At 43.3% G+C, this 21,958-nt stretch carries 19 protein-coding genes; 7 read left to right on the forward strand and 12 right to left on the reverse strand.

Annotated features, from left to right (window positions below; translation table 11 throughout):
• Positions 1-998 (reverse strand): cohesin domain-containing protein (locus tag BM008_RS14960; RefSeq protein ID WP_177188070.1); only part of this gene is annotated, 998 nt, incomplete at its 3' end.
• 370 nt (positions 999-1,368) lie between these two features.
• Between BM008_RS14960 and BM008_RS12915 the strand changes: the two genes are divergently transcribed.
• Positions 1,369-3,123, forward strand: coding sequence for a chloride channel protein (locus BM008_RS12915; protein ID WP_091937670.1), 1,755 nt, complete (start codon positions 1,369-1,371; stop codon positions 3,121-3,123).
• A 26-nt stretch (positions 3,124-3,149) separates the two neighbouring features.
• Here BM008_RS12915 and BM008_RS12920 read toward each other — a convergent pair whose 3' ends face one another.
• The 3 genes from BM008_RS12920 to cgi121 all read right to left on the reverse strand — a co-directional run bounded on the left by BM008_RS12920 (position 3,150) and on the right by cgi121 (position 6,150).
• Entirely contained in the window at positions 3,150-4,433 is a 1,284-nt protein-coding gene (locus BM008_RS12920) for a tRNA (N(6)-L-threonylcarbamoyladenosine(37)-C(2))-methylthiotransferase (protein WP_091937671.1), read from the reverse strand.
• A gap of 14 nt (positions 4,434-4,447) precedes the next feature.
• Complete coding sequence (glpX, locus tag BM008_RS12925) at positions 4,448-5,539, reverse strand: class II fructose-bisphosphatase (protein WP_091937800.1); 1,092 nt, start codon at positions 5,537-5,539, stop codon at positions 4,448-4,450.
• Between the two features lie 101 nt (positions 5,540-5,640).
• On the reverse strand, positions 5,641-6,150 hold the full coding sequence (cgi121, locus tag BM008_RS12930; RefSeq protein WP_091937675.1) for a KEOPS complex subunit Cgi121: 510 nt from the start codon (positions 6,148-6,150) through the stop codon (positions 5,641-5,643).
• Positions 6,151-6,287: 137 nt separating this feature from the next.
• Here cgi121 and BM008_RS14965 point away from each other — a divergent pair, with 137 nt between their 5' ends.
• The 3 genes from BM008_RS14965 to BM008_RS12940 all read left to right on the forward strand — a co-directional run bounded on the left by BM008_RS14965 (position 6,288) and on the right by BM008_RS12940 (position 11,435).
• A complete protein-coding gene (locus BM008_RS14965) occupies positions 6,288-6,443 on the forward strand; it encodes a hypothetical protein (RefSeq protein WP_177188071.1) in 156 nt (51 codons plus the stop codon).
• A gap of 282 nt (positions 6,444-6,725) precedes the next feature.
• Positions 6,726-9,614, forward strand: a complete 2,889-nt coding sequence (leuS, locus tag BM008_RS12935) for a leucine--tRNA ligase (protein ID WP_091937677.1) — start codon at positions 6,726-6,728, stop codon at positions 9,612-9,614.
• Positions 9,615-9,884: 270 nt separating this feature from the next.
• Positions 9,885-11,435, forward strand: a complete 1,551-nt coding sequence (locus BM008_RS12940) for an ATP-binding protein (RefSeq protein ID WP_281246283.1) — start codon at positions 9,885-9,887, stop codon at positions 11,433-11,435.
• A gap of 15 nt (positions 11,436-11,450) precedes the next feature.
• On the opposite strand, the gene BM008_RS12945 is transcribed toward BM008_RS12940, so the two are convergent.
• From BM008_RS12945 to BM008_RS12955, 3 genes are read right to left on the reverse strand one after another with little or no spacing between them, the layout of a single operon-like run.
• On the reverse strand, positions 11,451-12,242 hold the full coding sequence (locus BM008_RS12945; protein ID WP_091937802.1) for a nitrilase-related carbon-nitrogen hydrolase: 792 nt from the start codon (positions 12,240-12,242) through the stop codon (positions 11,451-11,453).
• A 30-nt stretch (positions 12,243-12,272) separates the two neighbouring features.
• The gene (locus tag BM008_RS12950; RefSeq protein ID WP_091937681.1) at positions 12,273-12,665 is read right to left on the reverse strand and encodes an SAM-dependent methyltransferase; all 393 of its coding nucleotides are present in this window, start codon (positions 12,663-12,665) and stop codon (positions 12,273-12,275) included.
• Between the two features lie 30 nt (positions 12,666-12,695).
• Complete coding sequence (locus tag BM008_RS12955) at positions 12,696-13,307, reverse strand: hypothetical protein (protein ID WP_091937683.1); 612 nt, start codon at positions 13,305-13,307, stop codon at positions 12,696-12,698.
• Between the two features lie 631 nt (positions 13,308-13,938).
• On the opposite strand from BM008_RS12955, the gene BM008_RS12960 reads away from it, so the two are divergent.
• The 3 genes from BM008_RS12960 to BM008_RS12970 are packed head-to-tail and all read left to right on the forward strand — an operon-like array spanning position 13,939 to position 15,808.
• Positions 13,939-14,454 carry an ArsR family transcriptional regulator gene (locus BM008_RS12960; protein ID WP_091937685.1) on the forward strand — a complete coding sequence of 172 codons (516 nt, stop codon included), beginning with the start codon at positions 13,939-13,941 and terminating at the stop codon, positions 14,452-14,454.
• Positions 14,451-15,239: a DUF7839 domain-containing protein gene (locus tag BM008_RS12965; protein ID WP_091937687.1), complete on the forward strand. Its 789-nt coding sequence runs from the start codon at positions 14,451-14,453 to the stop codon at positions 15,237-15,239. The genes BM008_RS12960 and BM008_RS12965 overlap by 4 nt, the downstream gene beginning before the upstream one ends.
• Positions 15,240-15,265: 26 nt before the next feature.
• Positions 15,266-15,808 carry a YfcE family phosphodiesterase gene (locus BM008_RS12970; RefSeq protein WP_091937689.1) on the forward strand — a complete coding sequence of 181 codons (543 nt, stop codon included), beginning with the start codon at positions 15,266-15,268 and terminating at the stop codon, positions 15,806-15,808.
• Here BM008_RS12970 and BM008_RS12975 read toward each other — a convergent pair.
• The 5 genes from BM008_RS12975 to BM008_RS12995 form a co-directional block, all read right to left on the reverse strand.
• Complete coding sequence (locus BM008_RS12975) at positions 15,805-16,038, reverse strand: hypothetical protein (protein WP_091937691.1); 234 nt, start codon at positions 16,036-16,038, stop codon at positions 15,805-15,807. The genes BM008_RS12970 and BM008_RS12975 overlap by 4 nt on opposite strands.
• Before the next feature lie 106 nt (positions 16,039-16,144).
• Positions 16,145-16,711: an RPA family protein gene (locus BM008_RS12980; protein ID WP_091937693.1), complete on the reverse strand. Its 567-nt coding sequence runs from the start codon at positions 16,709-16,711 to the stop codon at positions 16,145-16,147.
• Positions 16,712-17,644 (reverse strand): replication factor A, encoded by a 933-nt coding sequence (locus BM008_RS12985; protein ID WP_091937696.1) that lies wholly within the window; start codon positions 17,642-17,644, stop codon positions 16,712-16,714.
• Between the two features lie 139 nt (positions 17,645-17,783).
• Positions 17,784-20,018, reverse strand: a complete 2,235-nt coding sequence (locus tag BM008_RS12990) for an amino acid permease (RefSeq protein WP_091937698.1) — start codon at positions 20,016-20,018, stop codon at positions 17,784-17,786.
• Positions 20,019-20,061: 43 nt separating this feature from the next.
• Positions 20,062-21,900, reverse strand: a complete 1,839-nt coding sequence (locus tag BM008_RS12995; RefSeq protein ID WP_091937699.1) for a cation:proton antiporter domain-containing protein — start codon at positions 21,898-21,900, stop codon at positions 20,062-20,064.
• Positions 21,901-21,958 lie beyond the last annotated feature (58 nt).

A 21,958-nucleotide genomic window follows, 5' to 3' on the forward strand; every position in this document is an offset into this window, starting at 1 on the left:
GTGGAACTGGTAGCATTGTAAGCGTAAACTGTGATATTGGACCAGTCATGGGCATTCATACCAACTGTATCATTGAATTCAAGACCAGTTGTATTGTACCAGCTATTATCATAGCTGACATTGTAACCATCTGTTATGTTACCACTATTACCAGCTTCCCATTCATGAAGGACCCAGAAGTTACCGGTAGTGTTGATGAAGTTTACCGGAGATGCCGGAGTATATGTCACTGAGCTTGCTTCATTTACAGTGATCGTTACAACAGTGTAATCCTGAAGCTCACTGTCAGTGACACTGAAATTGATATAATGAACACCAATATCGGAGGATGTAGGGGTCCAGCTGAAGACATCACCTGCAATATTACCAAAGATGACATCCTTGTCAAAAGTAAGGTCATCATTGTCGATGTCTGTTGCATTGAGTTTGAAGGAGAGAAGTTCAGACTCATTGACATACTGGTCTGCGATAATACCAAATTCAGGTGCTGTATTAACTGTGATACTACCAACAGTTGTGACATCAGGTGATGATGGTACACCATTCTCGATCAGCTCGACGTTCAGAAGACCAAGGTCAGAAGTACCACTGGATAGTGCATTAAAGACCAGATCAAGAACAGGAACAGAACCTGCATCAGTTAGGTTGTCTATCTGCCTGACCTCAATATCAACAGTTCCACTATTATCAATGTAACTTACAACATGACCGGTTGTAGAACTATAATTTTCAAAAATATTTGCCAATTCTATTGTACCAGGGTCATACTCCAGGGTCAGGTTCATTCCAGAAACATTATTACTGTTGTTTATGAGGATCGCGACGTTTGCGACATCTCCTGGGTCCACCCTATCTGAACCAATTGAAACTGCGTCTGCTGATGCTGCACTTGCTATAATTACAGGATTGAATATCGATAGTACTATAGAGATCGATAAAAGTATCCGTATATAGTTCAATAACCCGTTTTGTTCGCTGTTTTTCACTAAGGGATGCATAGCTCTCCACCCTTGACACTACAATGTGCTCTGAGTCCATTATCTTATAGTTGGACACACACAATGCCGAATACTTACTGTATACAGCTACTCCTATTAATTTTGCGGACAAACAGTGCTATCACTGATGCCCCCATATTACTCCACAATTACTCAATATACTGTGATATATTATAAAAGTATTCAATTTTGCATATTTTATAAATTTGCAGATATTAATATATTGAACAAACATATAATAATAGAGGTCACATCCCCACACAATATAAAGACTACCAGCCCAAAATATATAGAACTATAGCATCAGTTCAAAAATTATATCTATCATGTACATGTAAAACCTGCCATCCAGTAACCGAGATGAAACTCCTTGGATAAAAAACAAGCTAACGGAAAGATCAGACAGAACCTGTTGCAATGGTTACAGACCGAGTCACTGATATCTAACTCTCTGGCACTTATAGTAGGTGTACTTACAGGATTTGCCATCGTATTCTACGACAGGTTGCTTGAAGCAAGCGACAAACTGTTCTTTGGAAGCCTTCCTGACTCACCAGGCATCCTGATCATATTCATACCTGCCATTGGCGGACTTATCGTTGGCATAATAGCTCATACAATGATACATACAAGGCGCTATGATATCGAAGAGATAATCGAAGCGACCGCCCTTCGTGGTGGCCGGATGTCACCCCGAAATGCGTTTCTTGAAGTACTGGCATCCATTGTATCCATCGGCTCCGGCGGATCGGTGGGAAAAGAGGCACCTGTTGTCACGGCCGGTTCCGGAATAGGCGCTCTTATCGCCCAGACATTTAAAATAAACGGGAACCGTGTGAAGGTACTCATCGGATGTGGAGCCTCAGGAGGAATTGCAGCCGCATACAATGCACCTCTTGCAGGTGTCGTGTTTGCAGTGGAGGTCATCCTTGGTGAACTAGAGGCCAGTTCCTTCATACCGATCGTCATATCTGCTGTTTTCGCCACAATGGTATCAAGCATAATATTCGGAGTCCATACAATTGAAGTCTCCTCATACCAATTTGTTAATCCCTTTTATGAGTCGTTCCTCTATCTTTTCCTTGGTATTTTTGCAGGAATTACATCAGCATTGCTAATGCGTGCACTTTTTGGAACACATCAGATATTTGAATCCATGACCATCCATCCGGCGGTCAAACCTGCCATTGGTGGTCTCTTTGTCGGACTGATCGGATATTTCTACCCACAGGTATTTGGAGTAGGATACGATGTGATCACCGATGCCCTCAATAACGGACTTGCACTCAAGCTCATGCTGGTACTCGTCGTCCTTAAGATAATCGCTTTCTCATTCACAATGGGCTCCGGTGGGTCAGGCGGATCCATTGTACCATCGCTTTTTGTAGGTGCGATGTTAGGAGGAGCCTATGGTTCAATAGTTCACGGACTATTCCCCGCATTCACAGCAGAATCCGGTGCCTATGCCCTCGTAGGCATGGGTGCAGTCTTCGCAGGAACCAGCAGGGCGCCACTGGCATCCATACTCATCCTTTTCGAACTTACCAGGGACTATAACATGATACTCCCGATAATGCTTGCATGTGTAGTGAGCAACGTGATATCAAGTTCCATAAACAGCGAATCCATATTCACAGAGGGACTGCACCGCAGGGGATTCACTATCAGAAAAGGAAGAGAGGTCGACATAATGGAAGACCTTCTTGTAAGAGATGCCATGAAACATAATGTTCAGACCGTTTCCGAGAACAAGAATGTCGGTGCGCTTGTAGCCCTCATGCAGTCCAGCAGACATGCAGGATTCCCGGTGCTTGATCAGAATGGTAAACTCTGCGGAATAGTGACCCTGAAAGATGTCAGGGATAAGGTCGGACACGATGAACTTGAGAAGACCATTAACGAGATCGCCAGCAAAGATGTAGAGATCGCATTCCCTGATGAAAGTCTTAACACGGTCCTGAAACGTCTTGCTGCAAAAGATATCGGAAGACTTCCCGTGGTCTCTAGAAGTGACAGTTCAAAGCTTTTGGGAATAATAACCCGCAGTGATATCGTTAAGCTATATGACAAGAAGATACTGGACAAGGTACAAAGATTACAAAAAGAACAGACCGATATGATCTGAAAAGAATAGTTGTGATCACACCGTGATCATTCACTATTTACTATCTTTCCAAGGAAATAACCAGGAGTTGCATCATAGATATGCACCCTGCACGTAATGCCAGGTTCAAGATCACATTCAGGGATCACCACAGGCTTATAAGAATCAGTACGTGCCATCATACCCTTCTGTTTTGCAGGTTTGGAGATAAATACATCCACCTCTTTGCCGATCATCCCTTCCCTTGACTCCAACTTGACCGCTTCACATACCGCATGTAGTTCATTGGACCTGTTCACTATTATACGTGAATCGATCTTACGAAGGTCCCATGCCTTTGTGTGAGGTCTTGGAGTGAAACGTGAGATATTCACCTTCTCAGGCTTATATTCATTCACCCATTCAACGGTCTTTCTGACATCTTCATCCGTTTCACCAGGATAGCCGACTATAAGATCAGTAAAAAGTGTCATATCAGGGAATCTTGCCCTGAACCTGTCGACAATTTCGTTGGCCTCGGATATCGAATGATACCTGTTCATATTCTCAAGTACACTGTCAGAAGCAGTTTGTATCGGAAGGTGAAGGAACCTGTATATCTTCTCATCCTCAAAAGCATCGAGAAGATCATCGAGTATCGGTGTCACTGAGAAGGGATTCATCATTCCTACCCGTATCTTGAACTGACCCGGGATCCTGCATACCATCTTCAGCAGTTCGGGAAGAAGAACATCCTTATCGGTCCCGTACTGACCATTGTCCTGTGAAGTGAGCCATATCTCACTGCATCCTTCCTCCACAGCCTTCCTGACATCCTCGACGATCTCATCAGGATCAAAAGAGCGCAGACTTCCACGTGCAACAGTAACGATACAATAGGCACAGGCATAATCACATCCCTGTGACAACTGACAGATATGGATGTTGGAATTATAACGGATCCTTGGGACCATCTGGAATCCTTCCGGCTCCGGCAGGAACACTTTCACACTCCCATCTGCTGATGCAAGTGAATCAAGCATCTGTCCCAATCTGGAGATAGAGTTGACACCAAGGATATGGGCGTTGGGATTCTGATGCATGATATCATCGAGCTGAACCTCGGGCATACACCCTGAGACTATGACCTTGATACCTTTCTCACCAAATTCCCTTATTTTATGAAGGATCTTCTGCTCGGTAGTATACTTCACAGTACAGGTATTGATAACAACTACCTCGGCATCTTTTTCAGGGACGAGCTCATGCCCGCTGTCCCTGACACTTGCCTTCATGATCTCGGCTGATGCCTGACTTGCAGAGCAGCCGTAGGTTGAGATATGTACTTTCATTTGAGACTTCAGAATTATACGAACCTGAGTGGTGTTCTTTCCTTGTCATGGATGTATATAGTATCTGTGAACTTGACGACACCAGAACTTCCCATGGTAAGACTGTTAGCCCTTGCATCACCGTCACCAAAAAGACTTACGCCTTTCAAGAGGAAACCTGTGGTCACACCAGTTGCAGAGAAGATGATATCCTTTCCGGGAGCCAGTCTTTCAGTATCAAGAACATCATTGATGTTGTCTTCTGTGATACCCATCTTTGCAAGTCTTGGCATCTTTTCTTCCTTCTCCTTAGCGATCTCCTCAGGAGTACCGCCATTTGCCACAGTAGGAAGGACAAGTCTTGCAAGGATCTTGCCGCCAAGGATCTTGATAGCTGCTGCAGTAAGCACAGCTTCACCGGAGCCACCCGAACCCAGTACCATGTGTATACCGGAACCACGTATTGCAGTTGCAACTCCAGGCATAAGGTCACCATCACTGATCACATTTACTCTGGCGCCAGTGGATCTTATTTCCTTTATCTTTTTCTCGTGTCTCTTTCTGTCGAGAATGACAACAACAAGCTCATCCACGGTCCTGTTAAGAGCCTTTGCAACTATTTCCAGATTCTTTATCACAGGAGCGTCAAGGTCGATCATCTCATCGGGATGTTCTTTCTCATACTTCACGACCTCAGAGCCCACAACGATCTTATCCATGTATATGTCAGGACCATGGAACAGACCGTCCCTTTCTGCCATAGCCATTACTGAAATAGCACCAGGTGTCCCATCAGCTGCCAGATTGGTACCTTCCAGAGGATCTACTGCAATATCAACTTCGAGGTCACCTTTTCCTGTACCTACTTCCTCACCTATGAAAAGCATTGGAGCTTCATCACGCTCTCCCTCACCGATCTTGATCACGCCTTTCATGTCAAGGTCATTGAGTGTCCTGCGCATGGCTTCAACAGAAACCTGATCAGAATAGTTCTTGTCACCACGGCCCATCTGATATGAAGCGGCAATTGCTGCTGCTTCTGTAACATGTAACAACCTTGGCAGAAGGTTACATTCGATAGGTCCGGCACATTTTATCATATCTTCAGCTGTTTTAGGATGAGGCATAATTATCATTTCCGATATCTGTTATTTGGCTATAAAAGATTTAATGCCACATGTATTAATGGTTTCTATATTAGAGTTACGAGGGACTTTGCCACATAGTCCTATTTCAGGACATCCACAAGAGCCACACGTTCCAGCACAATGGAAGGTATCATATCCTCACCCACTGCCTGTATCTCCTTGTCACTGATCAGGAACTGCTCCAAGATGATATCCCTTTTAGTATCGGAGTAGTCGAGCACAGACGTTTCCGCAATAATATCCTTCAAAGCCATTACAGAATCCTTCACTTCCTTTTCCTCACCCAGCACGACGAACACAATATCCATGTCACCTTCGTGAACACCCATTGAGAATGCCTCTTCTATCTGTTTCTTACCTGCAGCATAACGCATTATCTCAATACCCATGTCCCTTGCCATGTTGGACCCGTTCTCTATTGCACGCAATGCTTTTCGTATAGCAAAGAGGACATGTTCCTCACCGGCTATCCTGTCAGCATCCATTGCCTGTATGGTAGTATTATAGAGAGAGGAGATCGACCGTAGCCTGCTCAAAAGCTCCGGTACGCTCTCAACATAGAGAGAGCCACCTATGATCATGAATTCCATGTAGCAGGATACTGAGATGATCGAGAATAAGTATATCGGTCAGAACTTGCACATAGTTTTGCGCATTTGTGTAACTGGTTAACTATATTAGGCTCTGGTAATAATCTAAAAATGGAGAATGGGGTATAATGAACCAAATGTACGAAACTCGTAAAGGAAAGAACTACAAATGCCACAACTGCGGCTATGTAAGGGAGGTTATGATCCCTTGTAACAGTTGTGGAGATGTAGATGTCTGTTGTCCTTTCTGTGGAGAACAGATGATAAGGATGTGGGAAGCATATAACGAGTAAAAAAGAACAAGATAGATCTCCCTGAGAAACTTGTTCAATAGACATAGTACTTATTTTCCGTGCGTTTTATGTAGGTTGGTACTTATTACCACATAAAACACTGCTGAATGAGCGATCTATGTATCACTTGAAGCATTCATACCAGTGGCCCTGTATATTCTGGTGCCACAGGATACGAGTAGTTCTACTTCAGGATGGATACAGAAACTTAATATCATAAATGGATGAGTTTATATAATGAACTCTTGCGGTTATTTAGGTCCGGTGTGAGAGGTGCTAACAATGGAACAGGATTATGATGCACAGAGAATAGAGAACAAATGGCAAAGCCGTTGGAATGAGAGCAGGATATTCGAGCCTGAGCCTGATGAGAGGGAAAAATATTTCATAACCATCCCTTACCCATACTTGAACGGCAATTTACACGCCGGGCACACCAGAACCTTCACAATAGGAGATGTCATTGCCAGGCACAAGAGAATGCTTGGATACAATGTACTGTACCCAATGGGATTCCACGTAACAGGAACACCCATAGTTGGTCTTGCAGAGCTCATTGAGAACCAGGATCCTCAGACAATGGATGTTTACTCCCGTCTGCACAGGATACCTGACGACATCCTCGTAACACTCACTACTCCTGAAAAGATAGTCGAGTATTTCAGTGTCGAAGCTGAAAAAGCAATGCGCTCTATTGGCTACTCGATCGACTGGAGACGTAAGTTCACAACGACCGATGAGACATATAAGAAGTTCATCGAATGGCAGTTCAATCTGCTCCACGACAAAGGACTTATCGTGAAAGGTGCACACCCTGTCAAATGGTGCCCTAACGACAACAACCCGGTGGAAGATCACGACATCCTCCACGGTGAGGAAGCTACCATCGTCGATTTTACCCTTGTCAAATTCCAGTATGACGGAATGATACTTCCATGTGCTACCCTCAGACCTGAGACCATTTTCGGTGTTACTAATCTCTGGGTGAACCCTGAGATAGAACATGCAAAGATAAAGGTCACTAAAGATGGTCGTGAGGAAATATGGGTGGTAAGTCAGGAAGCATACTATAAACTCACTTTCACCGACAGGACAGTCGAATTCATTGAGAATGTACCTGGAAAAGACCTTGTAGGTCTGAAGGTCAGGAACCCACTTTCCGGCAAAGAGGTAATCACACTCCCTGCATCTTTTGTAAAACCTGGAAACGGCAGTGGTATCGTAATGAGTGTACCCGCACATGCACCTTATGACTACCTGGCACTCAAGGATCTCTACGACAAGGACCTTTCAGAATATGGCATTACAGAAGACCTCAAGGATATCAAACTTATCTCACTTATCAAAGCAAAGGAATTCGGAGAATATCCTGCTGTCGAGGCTGTGGAGCAGTTCGGTGTAAAGGACCAGAACGACCCTAAGGCTGAAGAGGCAACTAAGATCGTATATCGCCGTGAGTTCCATGGTGGTGTCCTCAAAGAGAACACAGGCAAATATGCAGGTGTTGCTGTTTCAAAGATAAAGGACATACTTACCCGTGACCTCCTTGAAGAAGGCATAGGCGAAGTGTTCTATGAGTTCAGTGAACCGGTAGTATGCCGCTGCGGAACAAAGTGCGTTGTGAATATGGTTAAAGGACAGTGGTTCCTTAACTATTCAAACCCTGACTGGAAGGACAAGGTCTACAAATGCATCGAAGGCATGGATATCATTCCTGAGGAGATCAGGGTCGAATTCAACAACAAAGTGGACTGGTTGAAGGATAAGGCATGTGCAAGGAAGAAAGGTCTTGGTACAAAACTGCCTTTCGATACCAACTGGCTTATCGAGTCACTTGGTGATTCCACCATCTACATGTCATATTATATAACTAACAAGTTCTTTGCACAGGGCATCGATGTTGAGCAGCTGAAGCCTTCACTATTCGATTATGTACTCCTTGGAAAAGGCTCCGTCCAGCAGGCAGCTATAGACACCGGCCTTCCGGAAACACTTATTGCGAACATCAAGTCTGATTTCGATTACTGGTACCCTGTTGACCTGAGATCATCAGGAAAGGACCTTGTTCCAAATCACCTGTTGTTCTTCCTGTTCCACCACGTTGCCATATTCGAAGAGGATAAATGGCCACGTGCACTTGCAGTCAATGGATTCGTATCCCTTGAAGGACAGAAGATGAGCAAGTCCAAGGGACCTATACTCACCCTCAGGGAAGCAGTTGACACCTATGGTGCCGATGTCTCACGTATGTATATCCTTTCCAGTGCAGAACAGACACAGGATGCAGACTGGAGGAACATAGGCGTTGAAAGTTCAAGGAAGCAGGTAGAAAGATTCCACAAACTTGCAAAGGAGATCATTGATTCCGGTGCAACATCAGGGATCGAAGGTGAACTTAAACTTATAGACCGCTGGATGCTCAGCAGACTCCAGCAGTGCGTCAGGGAAACTAACAACGACATGACATCCATCAGGACAAGAAGTGCACTTCAGAATGCTTTCTTCCTGCTCTACAACGATGTGAAATGGTACCAGAGAAGAGGTGGAAGCGCACTGCTCTACGATGTACTTGACACATGGGTACGTCTTATGGCACCGTTCACCCCACATATCTGTGAAGAACTATGGTCCGAAATGGGTCATGGTGAAGGAGACTTTGTCTCACAGGCAGCATATCCGATATTCTGTCCCAGATTCATTGACAACGATGCTGAACTGGCAGAGGAACTTATGTGCAGCACACTATCGGATATCGAAGAGATCATCAAGGTCACTAAGATCACTCCGAAGATGGTAGCACTATATACTGCACCGGACTGGAAGATAAAAGCCTTCAAGATGGCACTTGAGATGAAGAACAACGATGAGCTTAACCCTGGGAAGCTTATCAAGACACTTATGGCCGATCCTGAGAACCGTAAATACGGAAAGGAGATACCTAAGTACGTCCAGAAGCTTGTTCCTGACATATCCAGTATGAAGACCGAAAGGTTCGAGATGATGCTAGGTATGACACTTGATGAGATGAACATCCTCAAAGAGAACATCGGTTGTCTGGCAAATGAGATCGGATGTCCGATACAGGTATATAATGCAGATGAACCGGAGTATGACCCTGAGAACAAGTCAAGGTTCGCTGCTCCACTCAGACCTGCCATATATCTTGAATAACTCTATTGGCTGGTATGAAGCCAGCCTTCTTTTTTCATTTTGAATTCATCCCCTGTATGCTCAGGCTATAATTTGTTGCGATAAATATAAATTAGTAGCAAATAAAATAGGTACAGGTCAATACATACCGAATGGAATGGATGAATTACAATTAAAGAGCAGAACAGGACAGAAAGGCGCAACAGAAGCCTCCATATCCTCATATGCATCACGCTGGCCCTTACATTACTGACCACGTGTGCATCCGCAGAGGAAACTGCCCATCAGAAGATAAGGGTTGGGGTCTACCAGAACGACCCACTGATATCTTTTGATGATAACGGAACAGCCGAAGGCCTTTACATTGACATCCTGAAGAATATCGCTTCAAAGGAAGGATTGGAACTTGAATTTGTGCCCGGTACTCTAGACCGGTCACTTGCCAGACTGGATAATGGCAGCATAGACATAGTACCGGCCATACCCTTTACACCTGAGATGAATGAACGCTTCTTACTAACGACAGAAGCAGCATTCACAGACTGGGGTGTTGTCTATACATACAGTGACTCGAACATCAGTTCCATGAATGACCTTGGAGGAAAAAGGATCGCCTACTATGAAGATATCTTTTTCGAGAGCTTCAATGCCAGTCCAGGAAATTCCAATATCAGTTATACTTTCGTGAAGGGAGAGAATTATCAGGCGATCTTCGAGATGATCCAGAACAGAGATGCTGATGCAGGTATCATAGCCCGGTCCTATGGTAACGAACATGAATCACAGTATGATGTTAAGAAAATATCTTTTGTGATATCCCCGACAGACATGGTATTCGCATTGCCCAAAAATGCAGACATGAATATCTCGATACTTATCGACGAGAACATACGCCAGATGGTGATCGAGGACGGGAAGATACATTACATCACACCGGAAACGGAAACAACTGACCTGAACACATGGGAGAGTCCTTCATGGCTCAAATTCTCAGTGAGCATCGGCGGGGGACTGCTGTTACTACTTGTTATACTGAGCCTTATTCTGCGCAATAAGGTCGATGAGAAGACCTATGAGCTCAATTCCAAGAACAGGGAACTTGAGGTCGAAATCAGGGAGAGGAAGATCGCAGAAGAGAAACTAAAGCAATATTCTCTCGAGCTTAAGCATTCGAACGAACTTAAGGACCTGTTCACAGACATACTGCGCCATGACCTCATAAATCCTGCAACTGTCATCAAAGGATATGTTGAATATCTAATGGAAGTTGAGACAGAAACACAGAAGAGAGAAGCTGCCAGTGCAATTGAAAGGAACAACAAGAAGCTTATCTACTTAATAGAGAATGCAGCAAATCTGGCAAAGCTTGAGAATATGGATGAGCTTGATTATGAGTCACTTGACCTGAAAGAGGTAATAGAGGAAGTACTCGATAACCTGAAGCCGAAACTTGATGAAAAAAAGATAACAGTTAGCTTTGATCAGGATGGCGGATACCCTGCAGAGCTTAATGCAACGATAGAAGATGTATTCTCAAATCTAATAGGCAATTCTATAAAGTACAGTCCTTCGGGAACAACTATCGCAATAAAGATAAATGACCATGAAGATGCATGGGAAGTAGCAATAACCGATCAGGGAGAAGGAATACCGGATACTGAGAAACCGTATATCTTTGACAGGTTCAAGAGAGCACATAAAGTGAATGTTAAAGGCTCCGGACTTGGTCTTGCTATCGTAAAACGTATAATCGAACTACATGAAGGAAGCATTGAAGTAGAGGATGGACCTGACGGGAAAGGAACTACTTTCAAAGTAACCCTGAAAAAAGAGAAGATCTAAGAAATAACTGTCCTTTTAATACAGATCCGATCTTCTGTCCTCGAACACTGGGATCATACTCCTTATTTCCATTGTCCTTTCAAGGTCGATATTTTGAACTATCACAGATCCGGAGTCATCTGCTTCTTCTTTGACCTCACCAAGGGCATCAACTATTATAGAACCACCGAAAAATGATTGATCCGGACCTTTTCCTACCCTGTTACATGCAACATGCGGGATCTGGTTCTCGATAGCACGGGCAATTGCAAGAGACTTCCAGATATGACCCCGGGGTGTTGGGAACTCGGCTATTGTAACAAGCAGATCAGAGCCTTCCAGAGCAAGTTTTCTTGCCACTTCAGGAAAACGCAGTTCATAGCATATCTGCATACCAATGGTAAGTTGCCTGTTCTTAAGCCGGATGGGTTCTATCTCATCACCGGATGAAAAATATTGTTTTTCCTTTTTGAACGGGTGGGTCTTTCGATATGTTCCCACTACTTCCCCATCCTCTATACAGACACCGAGATTATAGTAATTGATATCATTTTCAACTACTTGTTTCTCTATTATGGAAAAGATAAGTACACACTCGTGATCTCTTGAGAAAGCACACATCTCCTGTATAGCCTTCCCATTCTCACTCTCTGCGCAGCTTTCAATATGATCATAGCAGAATCCTGTTGAGAACACTTCCGGGAAGACCAGGATATCAGCACCTTCTGATACAGCAGTCTCTGCCATCCTGAAAGCTTGTAATAGGTTTGCTTCCTTATCACAATGAGAAATATCCATCTGGATGCAGGCTACTTTAATGGGATTCATGAAAGAAACAACCATTTTTTCATATATTATCTATTCGAGATATGGTTTTATGTCCAGCACAGGAGTATTGTTGATAGCATCAAGACCCTTCACACGAAGTGTATTGCCCTCGACACCCAGAAGCTCTACAACAGTGACACCAATACCATTTGGCCTGTTTGGACTCCTTGATGCAAACACGCCTACAGTTTCACCATCATAACGGCGTCTCTGTACCATGTCAAAACCTCTGGAAAGACTGAAAAAGAACATGACCTGTAGCCTTTCAAGTTCCCCTATACGATAAAGACCCTCTGCATACTCATCGTTTACAACTATAAGAGACTCAAGATCTTCTTTATCCCTGATAGGACCAGGCTCTGATATTTCATTTTGTATATAGCCTATCGGATGCATCATGATATTCTCATCAAATTCAGGCATAGTATACCTCAGTAAATACAAAATAAAAATTTATCGAAAATCTTCAAGGGATGTGGGTTTTGTTTTCGGGATAAGACCACCCAGGTCAACAGAGCTTCTCAATATCCTGATGAGAATGCAATTGGAATGCTTAATAACAGCAGGATCTGCTTTTTTAATTTCATATGCAGGCTCACCGACAGGAACCTTGATCTTTGTGATACCAGTAGTATATTCCTTGGGATTCTTATCTGTGAGATGAAGTTCACACTCTGGAGATGAAAGATAATCCGTAAGGCTTTTTGCACTCAATCCCATCTTTGTGAACTCTTCCTTGAAGACAGGCCTGTCAAGGGTCCTGGATAACACATAGGCAGCTACAGGGACCATCAGGGAAGGGTCTATGGACCTTATATGATCGGATATCAGGGAATATATGTCCATGCTATCGGTCTGCTCAGTCTCTACAATACTGTACACCTTGGAAGGAGGGATCTCTACCTCATTGAGTTTCCTGAGATCCTTCAGTGCCCGAAGATAACCAGTCATAACAAGTCGATGCTCATCGATACCCTTATCCTTCAGTTCACGTGTGACCCCACTTATCGAGAGCTGTTTTCCCTTGAGTATCTCGTTGATAAGAAGATAGATATTGTCAGACATATTAACTGCATCATAGTTGGTAACAGACCTGATATAGTTAGCGGTACTTTTCAAAGAAGATTATAGAATATAGTATATACAGGTAGATTTAAAAGCAATAATGACGTTATTAGAGTCCCTCATAGGCTGATGGTAACTATATACATTAATGACTTAGCATAATATTGATCAGGCTTATAATAAATATCCCCTGTTATCATGGAAGGGCATCCACTACTGAGAATGTCCATCCGATCATATGTGATACCTTCCAGACCACATACCCTGTAAAAGGATGATCTGAAAGTCATTAATATTACGAACATCATACACTATATGGGCGAAGTTGGAGTTGGCCCCGGCTTTTGTGATAGCTTTCGAAGAATTGGATGTAGATACCTGTATTCACACGGGTATTGCATGAGGATATAAAGAAACAGCTACGCAAGATACCTTCATTCAAATGGAATGATAAAGAGGCCGATATCTATTTCAAAACATTATGAGATCACAACACATTTATTAAGATTAACCTCCATATTATGGGTACTAAAATAGACAACGTGTGGGCAAAACGAGCTCACCTGAACAAGATAAGAAGTTCAACTGTGGCTATTTATACCAGGTCCTTTGACACAGACGAGGTAATTAGATGAGTAAACGAACAAGAATTATAAACGACCCTTCAGAACTCGTACCTCTGCTACAGGTTTTTGGATCCCAGAGACACAAAAAGGTATTTGATTCACTTCTCAACCTATGGATGACAAAGGAAGACCTTGATGATCTTTTAGGTACGGACGTTACTAAAAGTATAAACATACTTAAGAAAAGCGGTTTGATAGAGAGCCAGTGGCACATGCCGGAACCTGGCAAGACCCCTGAGAAGGAATACCGAACATCCTATTCTAAGGTGCAGACTAATTTCCAGTGCTCTTTTGAGGATATGAGTGACATAATAATGCTCACTTTCATGCCTTACGAGGAAGTTAAGGATGCCATAGAAGAACTTGAAAAACTGGTTGAACAGGGTAACGATTCAATGAGCAGTCTTACAAGAGCAATGAACAAGAGCCCTCTTTATATCCGTGCAGTCGCCCGCAGGTCCGAGAAGCTATCGGTCATGGGACAGAGACTCAAGTATCTTCAGGAAGGCGAAACAGAATGATCGAACTCCTTCACAGCAAAAGTGGTATAACTAAATTCCAGATCCTCATCGAAGTAGCTGCACATCAGCCGAATGTGCGTCAGAAAGAGATAGCTGAGAAGATAGGTGTTACACCACAAGCTGTTTCAGAATATATAAAGGAACTTGTTTCTGAAGGCCATATATATTCAGAAGGAAGGGTTCGCTACAGGATCACAAAGCAGGGTGTTGAATGGGTACTTGAGAACGCAGCAGATATGAAGAGATATGCACGCTATGTAATGAGCGATATCATTAGTCATGTCTCCACATGGACTGCGATCGCCAAGGAAGACCTTGATCAGGGCAAAGAGGTCTACCTGAAAATGGACAATGGTCTTTTGTATGTAAGCACAACAGACATTACAAATGCTACAGGAACCACGATATCAAGCGCAAAGGAAGGCGATGATGTTGGTGTTACTGACCTTATGGGCCTTATAGACCTTGAGAACGCAAGCATAACTGTCTGCCGCATACCAAGGGTCGAACGTGGCGGTTCACATAACGTGGATGTCGAACGTTTAAGGTCCCTTGCAAAGTCAAGATCATATATAGCAACAGTTGGTGTCGAATCACTCATATCCCTCAGAAGGATAGGACGTGAACCGGATGTGATGTTCGGCGCAAAGGAATCTGTAATTGAAGCAGCATACCATGGAGTTTCTTCACTGGTGCTTGCCATTGATGAGGAGGTCCCGACCATCCTTAGCAGACTTGAAGCAGAAGACCTTGAATACGAACTTGTTGACCTTAGTATACAATAGAATTAGAAATAACCGAAGATGATGCTATGAAACTCATACTTGTATCTGACACACATTTACAGACCGACACTGTTCCAGCTTTTCTTTCTGATGTCTTTGACAAGTATGATATGATAGTGCATGCAGGAGATTTTGATTCTCTCGCATTCTACAAGGCTCTTGAAGCCACAGGGAAGCTAAAAGCAGTCCACGGAAATTCCGATGAACCTGCAGTCAGGGAACTACTACCTGAGAAACTTGTCTTTGAGGTCGAAGGGATAAAGATAGGAGTGGTCCACGAAGCTTCACTTTCCATTGTTGATAACACAGCAACCAGATACATGGCTCTGGAGATGGGCGTGGATGTCCTTGTATTCGGACACCTCCACAGACCGATCATAGAAAAGAGCGATGTACTTATCATCTGTCCGGGCTCACCTACAAAAGCAAGGATGTCCGATCCCTGTGCAGTCGAACTGGTGATAAAGGACGGTTCTGTAACAACAAATATTATTCCTATAACAGGGCAATCCTGTGGATATATCGATTTTTCACGTAAGCTCAGTGAGAATGAAAATAATACAGACTAATTTAGACCATTGATGGTCTCTGTTTTGAACATCACACCAGTGCCCTTCAAGGTCATCTGGATCTTATCGGAAAAACGAAGGATCTCATCCAGATCGACATTGTTACCCCACGTGAATACGTAGTCATAATTCCCCTGTACGGGTTGAAATCCAAGGGACATCAACCTCCTGCTAACTTCAGAAGGCGTTGTGCCTTCACTGTTGAACCAGAGGACAAGATAAGTTCTCATAACACCCACAATATCTACAAGGCTGGCGTTACATATTCAACTTTTGGTTGACAATACCCCATACACAGAACCAATAAAAAAGAAAGGGCAGAAGCCCTGAATTGCATCAATAGCTTTCCTTTAATGACCTCAATGCCTGAGAGACCATTGAAGAATAATGATGGACATCCGTATTGTAATACTCCTTTGCCTTCTGTGAATTGGCAGAAGTACCATCTATTGAACGGAGCCTGTCAAGAGTACATCGTGCAGTTTCAACAACCCACATATCCCTTGTCTCGCCATCAACCACATAGAGAGATTCCGGACGTACTGAGGTAAGGACATCACCCTCTCCTGTAGTGTAAGTACTTGGTTTACCAACTACAGCAACGAATGCAGGAGTCTCACATTCTGCAAGTACCTGGGCTGCTTCTGGCTGATACTGACCTGCATATATCAGGAAAGAACCCGTGGGATCGGTCACACGACCACGCCAGTACTCTGAATCAGTACCAATATCCTCTTTCTCGATAAGTGTCCCTACAATAAAGACACGGTTTATCTTTGCACCTGTTGGTGTCAGAAGATATTGAGGAGCATACTGATCATCGCCATCCTTGAATGTCAGATTGGATTCTCTGAATTCCTGAGCGAACACCCTTCTTGAAACTTCTCTCGTATATCCGGCCATTCAGATCACCTCTGCTGCAGCTATAAGTTCATCCAGTTCAGCCGGATCATATGTAAAAACAGGACTAATGGATTCAGCTATCAGGTATCGGTCCACCCGAGATCCGCTCAACTTATAGTATTTACCAACAAGCATACTTTTCATCTGCTCAAGGACAACTCCCTGATCAAGAGCATCAGCAGCCATTGCAATAGCACTCTCAAGTGTCATGCCGGTTATGTCTTCCACCTGGTCCTTCTTCAATATAGCATCCTGTACGGATACACCATCATCCATAACAGCCTTGATACGGAGATCATAAACACCATCTACCTTGCCATGCTCCATGCATGCACCCTTTGTCAGTGCCCTGTTACATTCAGGACAGCGCTTTATCAGACCAGAACCGGACTGTATGTCCACCATAGCACCTGTGATATCCACCGTTGCCGTTCCAACCTCTATCTCATCATCAATGGACTCTATCGAGCTGCTCTTGTTGACATTTAGCTGGAACTTGCCATTCCATTCATTGACAACGACATTCTTGAAAAGGTAGCTCATATTCTCTTCCACGATAGGTGCACCTGCACTTTCCCACATTGTGAACTTGATGGTCCCGGTCTCATCACCAATGAGACCTACCTGAGAAATAGACTCATGGGTATTGTCCCATAGTTGTACCACTTTACCCCTTACATTGACCCATCTGCCATCTTCTGTGATATCAGCGATGTTAGCCATTGGAGACTCAGATCTCTCTCCAACATAGAACTCGTTCCTCTTGATATCATGTAATTTTAAAAAGTAGTTGACAACACTTCTTCGTGCTTCTTCTTTAGGTACCTTGAACTTGTGTATCATCTTGTCAAGGCGTTCCTCGATATCCCCTATAGGGATCTCCACTCCAAGTTCGCTGAACCTGGCACTGATCTCCTGTGCTAATTGTTTCATATTTAGATCCTCAAGCCTCTTGTTTGTTTCTCTGGAGAGGCAATTATGCTGTATGTTTCGATCATATATAATTGACTTGTGAGCATGGTGAAAGTAATATATAAAGAAATGTCCAATTATCCATTATATAGACATCGGACTAGTTATTTCTGGAATCAAGAATATAGGACCTTATGGATCTTATTTTCTTCATGGCAAAATACCTGAACCCACCTGAAGAAAGAGGCCTGTGTTTCTTTATTATCATGACCGGACCGTCATGACCTTTGGCCAGGACATATGGTAGATCCCCTATCAGGGAGAAACTGAACCGCTTGCCGGAATCACCTATTACCAACACATCATCCTTTTCAAGAAAATCCATTATCGCAGTCTCAGCAGAGCTATGCTCGATCAGATGAGTTGATATATTAAAGACAGACCTGTCCTCTGCAATTTTCTCAAGTTCATCCTGGATAGACCTGCGTGAAGTGTCATCATTATCAGGACGGATAACCCTTAAAATATGCAATTCTGAACCGGTGCACTTTGCCAGTCTTTTAGCAAGATACAGACCATATTCTGAATTCTCTTTTCCATTGTAGGCTACGACTATACGCCTGATAGTTTCCGGTAGATTACCATTCAATGCAACAAGGTTCTTGCTTGCAGATGATAATACCTGATGTGCAATGTTTCTTATCGATGGATGGAACAGATCGATCTCATGCCAGCCTATAACGATAAAATCAACATCTTCCAGCTCAGCCTGTTCAACTATAGAATTTGTAACATCGTGATCGAAAGCTACAATATACTTTCTATCATGGGCCAGAATTACAGGGAACTCGTCGAACTTCTCCCTTAATGCGCCGTCCACTGCGATCCTGTTCGCATGGAATGCCTCCCTTGCTTCCTCCAGACCTGTCTGCTGTGGGACCTTGATCACATTAAGACCGATGATCTCATCGCCCAGGCAGTCCGCAAGGTACAACAGGTCATCTTCGTGATTTGGATTTGCTATTGGTACCAGTATCCTTATAGCAGAACTGTCCTCCAGCGGAACAGGATAGATGTTGTCTTCAAGAACATCAAAAATATCGTAGCGTGGAAAAGCCTTTCCTTTTCCATAATGCTCATACCAGAGCAAGCCCAGAACAACAACAACAATTGCAAATACCATTGGCATTAATCCCATTGTAGGCAAGAGCAAAAGACTGAAAGTAATACCTATGATCTGAGTATAAGGGTAAAATGGATCCCTGAACTTTGGTTTATATTCTTCAAGAGACCTTTTTCTAAGTATCAGAACTGACAGATTGATCAGTACGAAAATAAATATGTTGAATGTACTGCCAAGCTTTGCTAATTGCTCAACATTGAAAAGCAAAAGCAATATGATCATCACAGCGCCCGTGATCATAATAGCATTATGAGGAGTATCATGCTTTTTATGTATACGGACAAACCAGGATGGTATAAGGTCGTCCCTGCCCATTGCAAAAGGAAATCGGGAAGAAGACATTATTGCAGCATTAGCTGTAGATAATGTTGCCAGCAGACCACCAATGACTATAAGGATCTTACCAATATCTCCTGCCATCATCTCAGAAACATCAACAAGAGGTGTCAAAGTGTTCAATGACTGATCATGCGTCAGGTTCCCGCTAACGACCACCATAACTCCTACATAGATCAGAGTGACAACACCTACGGATGCAATAAGAGCACGAGGCAGATTCTTTGATGGTTCCTTCACTTCTTCAGATATAGCTGCAAGCTGTGTAATTCCCAGATAGGATATGAAGATAAGGCCAGTGGTGGCAAACACAGAACCAGAACCATAAGGCATGAAGGGAGTGAATTTGTCGGTGTCGAACATCATTGTGCCTTTTATGATGAACAATGTGAGGATCAGGAGAAGAAAAATAACAATGATGTTCTGCAATGAACCACTGCTCTTTGCTCCACGATAATTTATAAAAAGAAGGAACAAACCTACTGCACTAGCAGTGATGATAACAGGAATGGGTATCAGAACGAAAAGATAATCTGCCAGGCCTATCAGTGCAAAGGACCCTTTGAAAACAAGTGCCAGCCATGCTCCAAGACCTATAACAGCACCAAATGCTGCACCCATGGCCCTGCTTATGAAATAGTAGCTTCCTCCTGCTTTAGGCATACCCGTGGCCAGTTCGGCCATACTGAGAGCTGTTGCCATGGATATGACACCACCCAGCAAAAAAGAAAGAATAGCGGCTGAGCCTGCTGAAGATATCGCGATACCAGGAAGAATGAAAATACCGGCTCCGATCATTGTGCCGGTCCCTATCGCAAATGTCTGGAAGAAACCCAGACTGCGTCCAAGGCTTTCCTTGGTCCTTATCACACCCATATATTATCCCTCACAGTAATAAAGTTACTATAAGTTCTAATATTTATCTGTAAAGTATGTCCGCAACTTCCTTCGCAGCATCCCCTTCTCCAATGACAGTAACAAGGTCATCGTACTCAAGTACAAGGTTACCATTGGCAATGAAGGATTTATCTCCTCTTCTTATCATGAGCAACAGGCTGTTCTCAGGGAGGTTAAGCTCTTTGATAGCCTTTCCGGCGACCTTGGGATTTGTAACCCTTATCTCAAGGATCTCACCTTCTTCTCCAACCTCACACATAGAGAACATGGAGGGCTTCCCTACCATATTATCAAGTACAAGAGCAGTGGTCATCTGCGGGCTCATAGAACGTATGGACAGATCCCAGAAAGCATGCAGGTTCTCTACATTATTGACCCTTGCAACGATCTGCTCCTCTCTTCGATTGAATTTACTTTTAGCGATCTGGGAGACAAGGAGATTTGTATTATCCTGATCAGTAGTTGCAACTACATACTTGGCTTTCTCAATACCAGCTTCCTTCAGGACATTGATATCCTCTGCATCCCCATGAATAGCGCGTATTCCCTGTTTTAACAGACGCTGGCATTTCTCCTCGGAATTGTCCACAACAACGACATTCTCCCCTCGTTTCTCAAATCTCTCGGCAAGGATCTTTCCGACCTCGCCTCCTCCAATGATAAGGATCTCCATAGGTATAACTCCTAAAAAGTTAGCTACTCTTCTTGCTAAAGTGCCGGTCATTACAACGGTAATGATCACAGTAAGAAATACAAGGCCTACCAGTGTTTGTCCACCAAGGACTCCCATAGAGTCCAGTTTAACAGCAAAATATGTTGCTATCGATGCAGGAACAACACCTCTGGGACCTATAAATGATATGAATATTTTTTCGTTCGTCTTAAGACGTGAATTGATAGTTGAACCAAAGACCGCCATTGGCCTGACAATGAATATTAGCAACAGAACCACTATAATACCCTTGAAACCAAGACTTATGATATCCTGGAAATCCAGCATTGCAGCAAGAAGGATGAATATGATGGACAGCATCATCATTACAAGATCGGACTTGAACTCTTTTAGAGCCTGTTTATGAGGAATATTGGAAGTTCCGGTCACTATTCCAAAGATAGCTGCTGCAAGGATCCCGGATTCATTACCCAACAGTTCAGATATGACATAAGAAGACATAACAAGCGTCAAAGTAAAGAATCTGGCTGTCTGGTCGGTCACCAGGGATCCCCTTGAAAGGAAATTCTTCAATAGATAACCGCTGAGCAGACCAATTATAGTACCTATTACCAGCCTCTGAAGGATAAATGCAACAGCTTCAAATCCATAAAGCTGAGAAACTATCCACTCAAATGTGAACGCTGCAATAATAACACTGGCAGCATCGTTGAAAACACCCTCTATTTCAAGTATCTTACCTACTTTGTGATTCACATGGATATTTCGTACAAGAGGAGTTATTACCGTGGGTCCTGTTGCAGCAACAAGAGCACCGAAAAGTGCTGCAAGTTTTATATTGACATCGTCAAGTAACAAATATGTAATTAAAGTAGCACCCAAAAATGTGATAAGAACACCAATTGTGGTCAACTTTAACGCTGTCTTCTGTATCGGCCTGATGCTTTTAACATCAATATGTAAACCGCCATCAAAGACGATCACAGCAACTGACAGAGAGACAATGGCAGTTAACCCGTCCCCGAAAGTAGCAGGGTCGATGAAATTAAGAAACTCAGGACCTACAAGGATACCTTCTATCAAAAGAAAGATGATGACAGGAACCTTGAAGCGTTTACTTAGCGTCTGGGCCACCATACTCATAAAGAGCACAGAAACTACCATTTCCAGAAAATATATTGAGTCCAAAACCAAGCTCCGTTGTTAAATGATAATAATATAGCTGATATATGCTCTTGTGTGTTAT

This window comes from Methanolobus profundi (assembly GCF_900114835.1).
Taxonomy (GTDB): Archaea; Halobacteriota; Methanosarcinia; order Methanosarcinales; family Methanosarcinaceae; genus Methanolobus; species Methanolobus profundi.